The 12,818-nt window shown below is 74.3% G+C and carries 11 protein-coding genes; 2 read left to right on the top strand and 9 right to left on the bottom strand.

Annotated elements, in window-relative coordinates; all coding sequences use genetic code 11:
• Nucleotides 1-16: 16 nt before the first annotated feature.
• The 9 genes from DSM104329_RS08030 to DSM104329_RS07990 form a co-directional block, all read right to left on the bottom strand.
• Entirely contained in the window at nt 17-475 is a 459-nt protein-coding gene (locus tag DSM104329_RS08030) for an Hsp20/alpha crystallin family protein (protein WP_259314893.1), read from the bottom strand.
• A gap of 196 nt (nt 476-671) precedes the next feature.
• The gene (locus DSM104329_RS08025; protein WP_259314892.1) at nt 672-1,124 is read right to left on the bottom strand and encodes a MarR family winged helix-turn-helix transcriptional regulator; all 453 of its coding nucleotides are present in this window, start codon (nt 1,122-1,124) and stop codon (nt 672-674) included.
• A gap of 78 nt (nt 1,125-1,202) precedes the next feature.
• Nucleotides 1,203-1,793 (bottom strand): MBL fold metallo-hydrolase, encoded by a 591-nt coding sequence (locus DSM104329_RS08020; RefSeq protein WP_259314891.1) that lies wholly within the window; start codon nt 1,791-1,793, stop codon nt 1,203-1,205.
• A 291-nt stretch (nt 1,794-2,084) separates the two neighbouring features.
• Nucleotides 2,085-3,050 carry a zinc-binding dehydrogenase gene (locus DSM104329_RS08015; protein ID WP_259314889.1) on the bottom strand — a complete coding sequence of 322 codons (966 nt, stop codon included), beginning with the start codon at nt 3,048-3,050 and terminating at the stop codon, nt 2,085-2,087.
• A complete protein-coding gene (gene gpmI / locus DSM104329_RS08010; protein ID WP_259314888.1) occupies nt 3,047-4,543 on the bottom strand; it encodes a 2,3-bisphosphoglycerate-independent phosphoglycerate mutase in 1,497 nt (498 codons plus the stop codon). The genes DSM104329_RS08015 and gpmI overlap by 4 nt, the downstream gene beginning before the upstream one ends.
• The gene (gene tpiA / locus DSM104329_RS08005) at nt 4,540-5,316 is read right to left on the bottom strand and encodes a triose-phosphate isomerase (RefSeq protein WP_259314885.1); all 777 of its coding nucleotides are present in this window, start codon (nt 5,314-5,316) and stop codon (nt 4,540-4,542) included. Before tpiA ends, gpmI begins: the two co-directional genes overlap by 4 nt.
• Nucleotides 5,313-6,437, bottom strand: a complete 1,125-nt coding sequence (locus tag DSM104329_RS08000) for a phosphoglycerate kinase (protein WP_259314884.1) — start codon at nt 6,435-6,437, stop codon at nt 5,313-5,315. Before DSM104329_RS08000 ends, tpiA begins: the two co-directional genes overlap by 4 nt.
• A gap of 163 nt (nt 6,438-6,600) precedes the next feature.
• Nucleotides 6,601-7,599 (bottom strand): type I glyceraldehyde-3-phosphate dehydrogenase, encoded by a 999-nt coding sequence (gap, locus tag DSM104329_RS07995; protein WP_259314881.1) that lies wholly within the window; start codon nt 7,597-7,599, stop codon nt 6,601-6,603.
• Between the two features lie 115 nt (nt 7,600-7,714).
• A complete protein-coding gene (locus tag DSM104329_RS07990) occupies nt 7,715-10,825 on the bottom strand; it encodes an ATP-binding protein (RefSeq protein WP_259314880.1) in 3,111 nt (1,036 codons plus the stop codon).
• A 132-nt stretch (nt 10,826-10,957) separates the two neighbouring features.
• On the opposite strand from DSM104329_RS07990, the gene DSM104329_RS07985 reads away from it, so the two are divergent.
• Together DSM104329_RS07985 and DSM104329_RS07980 are read left to right on the top strand one after the other, a co-directional pair.
• Nucleotides 10,958-11,527: an OsmC family protein gene (locus DSM104329_RS07985; RefSeq protein ID WP_259314878.1), complete on the top strand. Its 570-nt coding sequence runs from the start codon at nt 10,958-10,960 to the stop codon at nt 11,525-11,527.
• Between the two features lie 67 nt (nt 11,528-11,594).
• The gene (locus DSM104329_RS07980) at nt 11,595-12,818 is read left to right on the top strand and encodes an acyl-CoA dehydrogenase family protein (RefSeq protein WP_259314876.1); all 1,224 of its coding nucleotides are present in this window, start codon (nt 11,595-11,597) and stop codon (nt 12,816-12,818) included.

Genomic DNA, 12,818 nt, shown 5'->3' with positions numbered 1-12,818 from the left:
CACGCTACTGCCTCCCCTACTCGGCCTCGGAGCCCTCGATCGCCTTGGGCTGCGCGCCCTCGACGGCGATGGACACGCGGCGCGGCTTGCGCTCCTCGGGCTTCGGGATGGTGACGGTGAGCACGCCGTTGTCGAACGACGCGGCGACCGCGCCGGCGTCGATGCCCTCGGGCAGCGTGAGCGACCGCTTGAACGCACCGAAGCTGCGCTCGACCCGGCGCCAGCCGGTGCCCTCGGCGGCCTCCTCGGCCCGGCGCTCGCCGGAGACCGTGAGGACGCGATGCTCGAGCTCGATCGTGACGTCGTCCGGCGACAGGCCCGGCAGGTCGGCGCGGAGCACGTACGCGTCCTGCGTCTCGGCGAGATCCATCGCCGGGACCCAGCGCGACACGGACGGAGCAGCGCCGGTCGGGGTGTCGAAGAGGTTCGTGAACAGCCGGTTCATGGTCACCGGCTCCCAGCGGACAAGTGCCATGGGTGGCCTCCTGTGATTGGCGGGTACCTGATGGCGCGCAGTATAGAAATCTCAGCCTCGACGTGTCAAGTCTTCTCGTGCTCGCTTAGCGATATTTATGTTCGCGCGCGGACGGTCGGCCGTCCGTGCCCGCTGAGCGGGCATGGACGGCCACACGCCGGGCCGGCAGGTCGGCCGCGAACCGGACTGCGCCGCTTCAGCCGGCGATGCGCTCCCACGTCTCGCCCAGGCGGTCCTGGTCCTCGGGCGAGAGGTGGGAGAGGAAGTGGCGGCGCACGCCGTCGAGGTGCGTCGCGCGGGCGGCCTGCAGCCGGCCGCGGCCCAGATCGGTGATCACCGCGAACGAGCCGCGGGCGTCGTCCTCGCACGGATGACGCTCGATGAGGCCGTCGCGCTCGAGCCGGTCGGCCAGGCGGGTCAGACCGCTGCGGCTGAGCAGGACGTTGCTGGCGAGGTCGTGCATGCGCAACTGGCCCTCGGGCGCGTCGCCGAGGAACATGAGCACCTCGTAGGACGTGAGGCTCAACCCGTGGGCGCGCTCGAGTTCGCCGTCGAGCGCCTTGACGAGCGTCGAGTGCACGCGCAGGAAGCCACGCCAGGCGCGAAGCTCGGTCGGCGTGAGGAGATGGGGCGAGGTCGGGGCCGTCATCGCGCGCGCGGTCGGACCGTAGCAAACAGAGTCGTTGTCCGCACAACGAGTTGTCCAGGGGCGGACGCGCGGGCGCGGTCAGCCGGCCAGGAACCGGCGCAGCGCGTCCTTGCCGCCGCCCACCACCGGCTCGCCGTGGGCGAGCAGGAGCGTGTCGAACTCGAGGTCCAGCAGCGCGGACAGGCCCTCGTGCAGGCGCGCCTTGACGTCCTGCGGATCGTCGCCGAGCAGGAAGTCCGGCACGAAGCCCAGCCGGCCCTCCCACTCGACCAGGCCGTCCGCGAACGCCAGCGCCCCGTCGCCGCCCGCGATGTGCAGGACCGTCTCCTCGTCGCAGATCGCGTCGAGCTTCACTGCGACGACGTCGTCCGCCAGGCGGTCGCCCCACTCGAAGCCCTCGACGACGCGGTCGGTCCCCGCGAACTCGTGCAGCCCGGCGTGGTGGCAGCGCACGGGACAGCGGAAGCGCTCGGCGATCTCCCCGCTCGACCGGTAGTGGTGCCGGTTGGTCAGGAGGATCTGGGACACCGGGCCGGGCAGCGCGTCGAGACCGTCCGGACCGAGCAGCGGGTCGATCAGCGTCGTGCCGACCGCGTAGGAGTGCACCAGCTTGCCGATGCCCGGATGGGTCGCCGACCAGTGCTGGACGCCCGGGAGGATCTCCTTCATGCGCGCCACGGTATCGGGATCAGGAACCTTTCACCCGATCTTGACCTCGGCTTGAGGTACCCGAGTGAGGATGCCCGTGCGAATCCTCCCCCAGGACGCACCGCGGCGGTCCGCCGGCTCCCCATACGACCCTGACCCAGTCCGGAGCCGGCGGGCCGCCGCCTCCTCCTTCGGCTTGACGACGATCCCCCCGCAAGCCGTCAGAACGCGGCGAGCGTCAGGCGCTTGACGGCGTGACACGACCTTGCCAACCAGGTCGCCCGCGGCCATCGCGGCGAAGCGTCAGGCGCTTCACGGCGTGAACACGACCTTGCCGACCAGGTCGCCCGCGGCCATCGCGGCGAAGCCCTCGCGCGCGTCGGCCAGCGGCAGGACCCGGTCGACGACCGGCCGCAGCCCGCTGACCTCGAGCAGCCGCACGAGCTGCACCAGCTCGTCGCGCGTTCCCATCGTCGAGCCGAGGACGTTGAGCTGGAGGAAGAACAGGCGCGGCAGCTCGGCCGAGGGGCCGAACCCGCTCGTCGCGCCGGCCACGACCAGCGTCCCGCCGGGCCGCAGGGAGCGCAGCGAGTGGCTCCACGTCGCCTCGCCCACCGTCTCGAGCACCACGTCGACGCGGTCGGGCAGCCGCGCGCCGGTCTCGAACGCCGCATCGGCCCCGAGCTCCACCGCACGCGTTCGCTTCTCCTCGTCGCGGCTCGTCACCCACATCCGCAGCCCCGCCTGGCGCCCGAGCGCGACCGCCGCCGTGGCGACGCCGCCCGTCGCGCCCTGCACGAGCACGGTCTGCCCGGGCTGCGCCTGCGCCTTGACGAACAGCATCCGGTAGGCGGTCAGCCACGCCGTCGGCAGGCACGCCGCCTCTTCGAAGGACAGCGCGTCCGGCTTCGGCACGAGGTTGCGCCTGGGCACCATCACCCGCTCGGCCATGGCGCCCTGGTGCACCTCGGACAGCAGCGAGCGCTTCGGGTCGAGCGTCTCGTCCCCGCGCCAGTCGTCGCGGCTGATGACCGAGTGCACGATCACGGCGTTGCCGTCCTCGTCGACGCCCGCGGCGTCCGTGCCGAGGATCATCGGCACCTGGTCCGCGCGCAGCCCCTGCCCGCGCAGCGACCACAGGTCGTGGTGGTTGAGCGCCGCCGCGCGGACCTGCACCGTCGTCCACCCCGCCGGCGGTTCGGGGTCGGGCCGCTCACCGACGACGAGGCCCGAGAGCGGGTCGTCGTCGGAGATCGACTGGGCGTACGCGGCGATCATCGGATCATCGACCTCCCGGTCATCTCGGGCGGCTGCTCGATGCCGAGCAGCGCCAGCACGGTCGGCGCCACGTCGGCGAGGATGCCTTCCTCGCGCAGCCGCACGCCGTCGAGCGTGACGATCAGCGGCACCGGGTTCAGCGAGTGGGCGGTGTTCGGCGAGCCGTCGGGCTCGAGCATGTGGTCGGCGTTCCCGTGGTCGGCCGTGACGATGCACACGCCGCCCGACGAACGCACTGCCTCGACCACCTCGCCCAGGCAGCGGTCCACCGTCTCGACCGCCTCGACCGCCGCGGGAATCACGCCGGTGTGGCCCACCATGTCGGCGTTGGCGAAGTTGATGATCCCGAAGCCGAACCCGTCCTCGCGCCACGCGCCGACGAACGCCCGCGCCGCCTCGGGCGCGCTCATCGCCGGCTTGTGGTCGTAGGTCGGCACGTCGCGCGGGGAGTCGACGAGCTCGCGCCGCTCGCCCGCGTACGGGGTCTCCTCGCCGCCGCCGAAGAAGTACGTCACGTGCGGATACTTCTCGGTCTCCGCGACGTGCAGCTGCCGGAGGCCGCGCGCCGCCACGATCGCCGAGAGCGTCGCCGCCGGCCGGTGGGGCGGGAAGGCGACGGGGTACGGCCAGCCCTCCTCGTACTCGGTCATCGTCGCGTAGCGCTCCACCGGCTCCGCGCCGCGCCGGTCGACCTCCGCGAAGCCGGGGTCCGCCAGCGCCCGCGTGATCTCCCGCATCCGGTCGGGCCGGAAGTTGAACGCGATGACGCTGTCGCCCGGCCGGATGCGCGCCTCGGCGCCGACCGTCGTCGCGGTGATGAACTCGTCGGTCTCCTCGCGCGCGTAGGCCTCGCGGGCCGCGTCGCCCGCCGCCTCGACGTGGTGCTGGGCCGTGCCGTGGACGAGCAGGTCGTAGGCCTGCCGCACGCGCTCCCAGCGCCGGTCGCGGTCCATCGCGAAGTAGCGGCCGACGACCGAGCCGACCCGCACGCCGTCCCATCCGGCGACCCGGTCCAGGTACGCCGCGCCGTTGTGGGGCAGCGTGTCGCGCCCGTCGGTGAAGGCATGGATGACGAGGTCGGTGACGCCCTCGGACCGACCGAGCTCCACGAGCGCCTCGAGATGCTCGATCGAGGAGTGCACGCCGCCGTCGGACACGAGCCCGATGAGGTGCACGCGCTCGGACTCGCGCATCGCCTCGCGCAGCACGCCCGGGAACTCGCGCGCCGCCAGCGCCTCGTCGATGCGCAGAAGGTCCTGCTTGACGACCGCGCCCGCGCCGAGGTTCAGGTGGCCGACCTCCGAGTTGCCCATCTGCCCGGGCGGCAGCCCGACGTCCGGGCCGCTCGTGCGCAGCTGCGCGTGCGGATACGTCGCCCACAGCCGGTCCATCACCGGCGTGTCCGCCTGTGAGATCGCGTTGCCCGGGCCGTCGGGGGCCAGACCCCACCCGTCGAGGACGACGAGGCAGACCGCCGGGACGGTCTCCGTCACGCCGCGCCCCGCGCCGCGTCGACGATGGCCGCGAAGGACGCCGGGTCCAGCGACGCCCCGCCGACGAGCGCGCCGTCGACGTCCGGCAGCGCCAGGAGCTCGGCGGCGTTGTCGGCCTTCACCGATCCGCCGTAGAGCACGCGCACCTGCTCGGAGGCCTCCTTGTCGAACCCGGCGACGAGCGCCCGGACGAACGCGATGGCCTCCTGCGCCTGGTCGGGCGTCGCGACCCGGCCGGTGCCGATCGCCCAGATCGGCTCGTAGGCGATCGTCACCTCCGCCAGCCGCTCGAGCGGGACCTTCTCGAGGCCCTCCTGGACCTGGTGGCGGAGCTTGCGCTCGGTGTCGCCCGCCTCGCGCTCCTCCTCGGTCTCGCCGACGCACAGCATCGGCTTGAGCCCGGCCGCCAGCGCGGCCGGCACCTTCTGCTGGAGCGCGCGGTCGTTCTCGCCGAAGAACTGGCGGCGCTCGGAGTGCCCGAGCAGCGCGCCGTGCACGTCGAGCTCGGTGAGCATCGCCGCCGACACCTCGCCGGTGAACGCGCCCTCCGGGGCCTCGTGCATGTTCTGCGCGTAGACCTCCACCCGCGAGCCGCGGGTCGAGTCGACGACCGCCTGCAGCGCCGTGAACGGGACGCACAGCGAGACCTCGACGCCATCGGCGTCCGCGACGCGCGGCAGGAGCCCGGCGACGAACGCCTCGGCCTCCGCGATGGTCTTGTGCATCTTCCAGTTGCCCGCGATGAACGGGGTCCGAGTGCGATCGTCGCTCATGAAAGGGCCTCCACGCCCGGGAGCTGCTTGCCTTCGATGAGCTCGAGCGAGGCTCCGCCGCCCGTCGAGACATGGTCGACCTGATCCGACAGACCGAACTGCACCACCGCGGCGACCGAGTCGCCGCCTCCGACCACCGTGGTCGCCGGGCTCGCGGCGACCGCCTCGGCCACCGCCTTCGTGCCCGCCGCGAACGGCGCGAGCTCGAACGCGCCCATCGGCCCGTTCCAGCACACCGTGCCGGCGCCGGCGATCTCCTGGGCGTACAGCTGCGCGCTGCGCGGCCCGATGTCGAGGCCCATCCAGCCGTCGGGCACGTCGACGCCGTCGAGCTCGCGCGTCTCGGTGTCCGCGGAGAACTCGCGGCCCAGGACGAGGTCGACCGGGAGGCCGAGCTTGTCGTCGCCGACCAGCCCCCGAGCGGCCTCCACGTCGTCAGCCGCGCACAGCGAGGCGCCGACGGCGTGGCCCTGCGCGCGCAGGAACGGGAACGCCATCGCCCCGCCGATCAGCACGCGGTCGGCCACCTCGAGGAAGCGCCGCAGGACGCCGATCTTGTCGGTCACCTTCGCCCCGCCCACGACGGCCACGAACGGCCGGCGGGGGTCGGCGAGGATGCCGGTCAGCGTCTCGACCTCGCGCTGCAGCAGCCGGCCCGCCGCGTGGGGCAGCAGGTGCGCGACCCCGTCGGTCGAGGCGTGCGCGCGGTGCGCCGCGCCGAACGCGTCGTCGACGTAGACGTCGGCGCGCGCCGCGAGCCGCCGCGCGAGCTCGGGGTCGTTCTTCGTCTCCCCCGGCTCGAAGCGGATGTTCTCGAGCAGAACGAGTTCGGCGTCCGAGGGCGCGTCGTCGCCGAACGCGACGTCGGTCCCGAGCAGCTCGCTCAGCCGCGCCGCGACGGGGGCGAGCGAGTACCTAGGATCGGGCGCGCCCTTCGGGCGGCCGAGATGGGAGACGAGGACCACCTGCGCCGCGCCCTTCTCGCGCAGCTCGCGCAGCGTCGGCAGCGCGCCCCGGATCCGCGTGTCATCCGTGATCGCGCCGTCCTGGAGCGGGACGTTGAAGTCGACCCGCACCAGGACGCGTCTGCCCCCGACGTCGAGGTCGTCGAGCGTCTTCACTCGTGGCCCGTCCCGCAACCATCGACCCGGAATGCGGGCCGTCGATCACCGCCACGCTGCGTCCTCGACCACTCGAAATCCCAGAGGGATTCCTTCGGGTCTGCGTCCTTGCCTGGCGGCGCCGACAACCCACCTTCCAGGCCGATGGTTGCGAGACGAACCACTACAGAACCTTCTGCGCCACGTCGACGACTCGGTTGGAGTAGCCCCACTCGTTGTCGTACCAGGACACGACCTTGACGAGCGTCCCGTCGAGCACGGCGGTCAGCCCCGAGTCGAAGATCGACGAGTGCGGATCGGCCACGATGTCCGTGGAGACGAGCGGCTCGTCGGTGTAGCGCAGGATGCCCTTCAGCGGGCCCTCCGCCGCGGTCTTCAGCGCCTCGTTGATCTCCTCGACCGTCGTCGCACGGTCGGCCTCGAAGGTGAGGTCGACGACGGAGCCGGTCGGGACGGGGGCGCGGACCGCGAAGCCGTGCAGCTTGCCGTTGAGCTCGGGCAGCACGAGCCCGACCGCCTTCGCCGCGCCCGTCGACGTAGGCACGAGGTTGATCGCGGCGGCGCGGGCCCGGCGCAGGTCCTTGTGCGGCGCGTCCTGCAGGTTCTGGTCGGCCGTGTACGCGTGGATCGTCGTCATCAGGCCGTGCTTGATGCCGACGGTGTCGTTGACGACCTTCGCCAGCGGCGCGAGGCAGTTCGTCGTGCACGACGCGTTGGAGATGACGTCGTGGGACGCCTTGTCGTACTGGTCGAAGTTCACGCCGAGGCACACCGTGATGTCCTCGTCGGTCGCCGGCGCGGAGATGATGACCTTCTTCGCGCCGCCGTCCATGTGCTTGGCGGCCGCCGCGCGCTTGGTGAAGAAGCCCGTCGACTCGATGACCACGTCGACGCCCAGATCGCCCCACGGCAGGTCGGCCGGGTCGCGCTCGGCCAGCACCCGCAGCGGCTTGCCGTCGACGACGAGCGCGTCGCCCTCGGCCTCGACCGTCCCCCGGTAGGGCCCGTAGGTCGAGTCGTACTTGAGCAGGTGAGCGAGCGTCTTGGCGTCCGTCAGGTCGTTGACGGCGACCCACTCGATGTCCGCGTTCTTCGCCTGCGCGGCACGAAAGACGTTGCGGCCGATGCGGCCAAAGCCGTTGATCCCGACGCGTACGGGCATGTGGTTCAGGTGCTCCTTGTGATGACGGCGGCAAACTTCCTGGGTCGGACCGTATCGGAGACAAGCGGTCCGAAGTTGGCCGGTGGGCCTGCTGCGCGCCCCGGCCGGCGCGCCGTCACCCCGCCGTCGGGACGATGGCGTCGAGCCCGTCCAGCCGCGCCGCCGCGCGCGCCTCGTGCAGCCGCTGACCGGTCGTCGCGTACCCGTCGACGGCACGGCGCAGCAGCACCTCGGCCTGGGCGCGGTCGGCGGCGGCGAGCGCGACGTCGGCGCGGGCCTCGCTGATCGCGGGCGACCACAGGCCCGGCGGCCAGACCCGGGACGCCTCGACCGCGGCGTCGACGAAGCCCGCGGCGCGACGCACGTCGCCGGCGCGGGCGCACGCGCTGGCGGCAGCGATGTCGAACAACAGCGGGCAGAACCGGCAGCCCTGCTGGTCCGCGAGGACCACCTCCGCGACGTCGACCGTCGCGAGGGCGACGGCGGGGTCGGCGTGCGTGGCGATGAGCGCCGCGTAGACGATGTACAGGAGGTGCACCGCGAGCGGCGTCGCACGCGACAGCTCGAGCGCCTCCTCGAGCTGGGCGATGGCCGCCACCGGATCTCCGGCGGCGGCGAGCGCCTCCCCCAGCCGCGCCCGGGCGAGGGCCTCGCCGCCCACCGCCGAGACCTCCCGGCTGATGCGGATCGCCTCGCGCAGGCTGCGCTGCGCCCCCTCCACGTCGCCCGTCAACAGCAGCGCCTCGCCGAGCACGGTGGCGGAGAAGGCCTGTCCGCGGCGCGCCCCGGAGCGCTCGGCCTGCGCGTGGAGGTCGCGCGCGAAGGCGATCAGCTGGTCGTACGGACTGGCCGCCTGCAGCGCGTACTCCGTGACGCACAGGTACGCGTCGAAGACGCGACCGGCGAGCTGAGGGACGTGCCAGGACTCCGTCAGCTCCCATGCGATGTGCGTCTCGAACCGCCCGCTCGCGTGTGCGACCATCGCGCGCACGTCGGTGAGCATCTCGACCTCATCGCCGCCGGCTTCCTCGAACTCGCCCGCGCGGTGGACATGGCGCTCCGCCGCGTCGATGTCGCCGCGATGCCACGCGACCATGGCGCGCACGACCTCGGCCCGAGCCTCGGCCAGGCCGCCGGGCGCCAGGCCGTCGAGCGCGCGCTCGGCGGTCTCGAGGTCCCCGAGCGCCACCGCCGCCCGGGCCTGCTTGATGCGCAGGTCGGCGGCGGTGCCCTCGGGGGCGCGGCGCATGGCGGTCGCATATGCGGTGAGCGCGGCGCGGTCGCCGGTCGCGAAGCGCAGGTCGCCCAGCAGCGCGTAGAGCGCCGGCTGGTCCTCGGGCCGCGCGTGCGCGAGCGCCTGCTCCACCCAGCGCCGCCCGTCCGCGTAGGCCGCAACGCTCGCGGCACGGGCGGCGGCGGCCTGCAGCCACGCGACGGCGTCCTCGCCGCGGCCGGCCTCGAGCAGGTGGTGCGCGATGCGCTCCGGCGCGCCGCCGGCCTGCGCGAGGTGGTCGGCCGCGCGGGCATGGGTGGCCGCCAGCTCGGCGCCGTCGACCCGCCGCAGCGCCGCCTCGCGCAGCAGCGGGTGCCGGAATCCCCAGCCGCCGGCCCCGTCCTGCTCGAGGACGCCGGCGGCCGCCGCCGCGGCCAGCCCGTGCGCGGTGTCCGCCGTACCGGTGCCCGCGACGGCGGCGAGGTCGTCCGCCCGGGCCCCGTCGTCGAGCACGCTCAGCGCGGGCAGGAGCCCGCGCGCCAACGGCTCGAGGGTGGCGAGCGGCGCGTCGACGAGGTCCTGCAGCCGCTCGGGGACGCGCAGTGTGCCGCCCGGGCCGGCCGCGGCGGCGAGCTCGTGCGCGTAGAACGGGTTGCCGGCCGCCGCCTCGACGAGCGCGGCCGTGGCGTCCTCCCCGAGATCCGCGCCCGCCGCGCGCACGGCGATGGTCCGCACCGCGTCCGCGTCCAGCGGGCCGAGGACGACCTCCCTCGCCGCCCGGCGCTCGACGAGCGAGCGCCACAGCGCGTCGCTCGGCCCCGCCGAGGGGCGCGCGGTCGCGACCACCACGAGCGGCTCGCGCCGCGCGGCCGCGCTGAGGAAGTCCACGAGCCGCAGCGTCGCGTCGTCGGCGGCGTGCAGGTCCTCGAGGACCAGGACGAGGCCGCGCTCGCCCGCGGCTTCCCGCAGGAGGTGGGCGATCGCCGTGAGAAGGTGATGGCGCTGCACGGGCGCCTCGGCCCCGGTCGTCCCCGCCGCGGGAGTCAGCATCGCCAGCGCGCCGCGCGAGCCCGCCCCCAGCCGCGCCAGCAGGTCGCCCCGTCGCAACAGCAGGGGGTCGAGCGCCTCGACGAGCGGCAGGTACGGCACCGGCACCTCCGCGCTGCGCGCCGTACCCCGCAGCGTGTGCATGCCGCGGCGCTCCGCGCCCTGAAGCAGCGCCTCGGCGAAGCGCGTCTTGCCCATCCCGGCGGCGCCGGTCACCAGCAGCGTCATGCCCTGGCCCTCGCCGGCCAGGCGCAGCGCGCGGACCGCCTCGGCGAGCTGCGCGTCGCGCCCGACCACCGGCCCGCGCAGCGCCCGCGCCGCCACGACGGCCTCGCCCTGCCCCGCTTCGCGGTGCAGCTCGAGCGTCTCCTCCGACGGCTGCAGCCCGAGCCGTGCCAGCTCATCGCGCAGCTCGCCGAAGCGGCGCGACGCCGCGACCCGGTTGCCGGCGGCCAGGTCGGCGCGCATGAGGGCCCGGTGGGCCTCCTCGTCCGCCGGGTCGTCGGCCAGCACGTCGTGCCAGCGCCCTGCGGCCCGGAGGCGCTCGAGCCGCAGGGCGCGGACGTGCTCGCGCGCCGAGGCGCACCACGCCTCGTAGCGATCGTCGGGCAGCAGCTCGCCGCGGTACGCGGCGTCGTCGCCGGCCTCGAAGCGCTCGACGTCGGTCGTCACCTGCCCGTCGGGAGCCAGCGAGACCATGCCCTGGGCGAGCACCACCGCGTCGCGGGCGCCGAGCGCCCGGCGTGCATGGTGGGCGGCCTTGTGCAGGTTCGCGGCACCGGCCTCCGGCGCGAGCTGCGGCCACAGCCGCTCGACGACCTGGTCGCGGGCCAGGCGATGCGCGGGGGCGATGGCGAGGAGCTTGACGAGATCGGCGCCGCGGCGCTGCTCGAACGCGGCGGCCCCGACCGGCGCGCCGTCGACCTCAACCTCGAACCCTCCGAGCATCCGGATGTCGATGCGCATGCGCCGATCCTGCAATGCACCGCGAGCCGGATCGTCGCCTCGGAAGGTTCTGGGAAGCCCGGGTCGCGAGGGTCCCCGTCGACACCACCAACCATCCGGCGGGCCGCCCCGCCGACACCAGGAGGGACCGACATGACCCAGGTCCAGGAGCGCGTCCGCAACGGCGTGGACACCGAGCAGATGTTCGGCACGCTCGACCTGCTCAAGCAGCAGCCGGAGCTCGCGAAGTTCACCTTCCGGGCCCGCAACCGCTGGATCGACGGCGCCCACAACCGCTCGACGATCCAGGGCTTCTACGCGGCCGGCGGCGAGGACACCTCCCGTGAGGCGGCGTTCGCCGTGGACGCCGGCGAGCCGGCGATCCTGCTCGGCACCGACACCGGCCCGAACCCGGCCGAGCACCTGCTGCATGCGCTGGCCGCGTGCCTGACGACCTCGATCGTCTACGTCGCCGCCGCGCGCAAGGTGCGCCTCACGAGCGTCGAGTCCGTGCTCGAGGGCGACATGGACGTCCAGGGCGCGCTCGGGCTCGACGACCGCCATCGCAACGGCTTCACGAGCATCCGCGTGGCGTTCCGCGTCGAGGGCGACGCCCCGGCAGAGAAGCTGCGCGAGGTCGTCGCGCGCGGCCGGGCGCGGTCGGCCGTCTACGACATGGTCACCCACGGGGTGCCGGTCGACGTGGAGGTCGACGCCGCGTGAGGCGGATCTCCCGGGCCGGCCGCGCGCCGGCCCGGGCCGCCTGCACCGACCGAAGGAGACGATCGCGATGCCCCTCGACCTCACCGCCAGGACCCCGGCCGGCGCTCGCCTCGTCGGCCTCGCCGAGACCCTGTCCGGACACCTCGCCGCATCCGCCGGCGCCCATGACGAGCGCGCCGCCTACCCGGTGGCCGCGCTCGATGCGCTGCGTGCCGCGGGCTACCTCGCCGCGCCCGTGCCGCCCGAGCTGGGCGGGCTCGGCGTCGCGTCCGTCCACGACGTCGTCGTCGCCGCGTCGCGCCTGGCCCGCGGCGACGCCTCCGTCGCCATCGGCACGAACATGCACCTCGTCGCGGTGCTGAGCATGGTGCGCCGCCGGCAGATCGCCGAGGCCGCGGGCGACGCCCGCCGCGCCGCGGCCTTCGGGTCGTCGCTGGCCGCCGCCGTCCGTGACGGCGTCGTGCTCGCCGCCGCGATCAGCGAGCACGGCCAGGACCTCACGCGGCCCGCCACCGTCGCCACGCGCACCGAGCGCGGATGGCGCGTCGACGGGCGCAAGGCGTTCTGCACGATGTCCGCCGCCGCGACGCACTTCTACGCTGCCGTGACGTTCGCCGACGAGGCCGGCGCCGAGCGCTACGGCTACGCCCAGATCGCCGCCGACGCGCCTGGGGTGCGAGTCCACGACGACTGGGACGGTCTCGGCATGCGCGCGTCCGCCAGCCACACCGTCACGTTCGACCGCGTCGAGCTGCCCGCCGGCGCGCTGCGCGGCGGGTTCCCGGCCGGCGACGCCACCGGCTACATGGACCGCAACCTCACCGCCGGGCTGTTTCACGCCTCCGCCTCGCTCGGGATCGCCGAGGCCGCCCACGCCAACGCGCTCGCGGCGCTGGCCGGCGGCAACGGCGCCGCGACGCACGGCCGGGCCGGCACGCTGCTCGCCGACAGCGAGCTCGACCTCACCGCGGCGCGCGGCGCGCTCGGCCGCGCCGCGATGCTCATCGACGACCATCACGACCGCCGGCCGCGTGACGCCGGCACGGCGACGGAGATCCACGCGCTGTTCGCTGAGGCGCAGGCGACGAAGGCGCTCGTCGGCGAGGCCGCGCCGCGGGTCGTCGACCGCGCGATGGCGCTCGCCGGCGGCGCCGCCTATCGGTCCGGCCATCCGATCGCCCGGGCGCTGCGCGACGTGCGCGCGATCGGGTTCATGCATCCGCTCGGCGCCAACCGCGCCCACGAGTTCGTCGCGCGTGCCGCGCTCGGCCGCGACCCGGAGCTGCACTGA

Origin of the sequence: Capillimicrobium parvum (genome assembly GCF_021172045.1) — a bacterium.
Taxonomy (GTDB): domain Bacteria; phylum Actinomycetota; class Thermoleophilia; order Solirubrobacterales; family Solirubrobacteraceae; genus Capillimicrobium; species Capillimicrobium parvum.
Note: the sequence above shows the minus strand (reverse complement) of the source record. Positions and strands in the feature narration are given on the sequence as shown.

Bases quoted from the DNA above. Each gene is read 5' to 3' on its own strand.
- DSM104329_RS08025 (WP_259314892.1), bottom strand. From the start codon at position 1,124: ATGACGGCCCCGACCTCGCCCCATCTCCTCACGCCGACCGAGCTTCGC.
- DSM104329_RS08020 (WP_259314891.1), bottom strand. From the start codon at position 1,793: ATGAAGGAGATCCTCCCGGGCGTCCAGCACTGGTCGGCGACCCATCCG.
- tpiA (WP_259314885.1), bottom strand. From the start codon at position 5,316: ATGAGCGACGATCGCACTCGGACCCCGTTCATCGCGGGCAACTGGAAG.
- DSM104329_RS07985 (WP_259314878.1), top strand. From the start codon at position 10,958: ATGACCCAGGTCCAGGAGCGCGTCCGCAACGGCGTGGACACCGAGCAG.
- DSM104329_RS08030 (WP_259314893.1), bottom strand. From the start codon at position 475: ATGGCACTTGTCCGCTGGGAGCCGGTGACCATGAACCGGCTGTTCACG.
- gap (WP_259314881.1), bottom strand. From the start codon at position 7,599: ATGCCCGTACGCGTCGGGATCAACGGCTTTGGCCGCATCGGCCGCAAC.
- DSM104329_RS08015 (WP_259314889.1), bottom strand. From the start codon at position 3,050: ATGATCGCCGCGTACGCCCAGTCGATCTCCGACGACGACCCGCTCTCG.
- DSM104329_RS07990 (WP_259314880.1), bottom strand. From the start codon at position 10,825: ATGCGCATCGACATCCGGATGCTCGGAGGGTTCGAGGTTGAGGTCGAC.
- DSM104329_RS07980 (WP_259314876.1), top strand. From the start codon at position 11,595: ATGCCCCTCGACCTCACCGCCAGGACCCCGGCCGGCGCTCGCCTCGTC.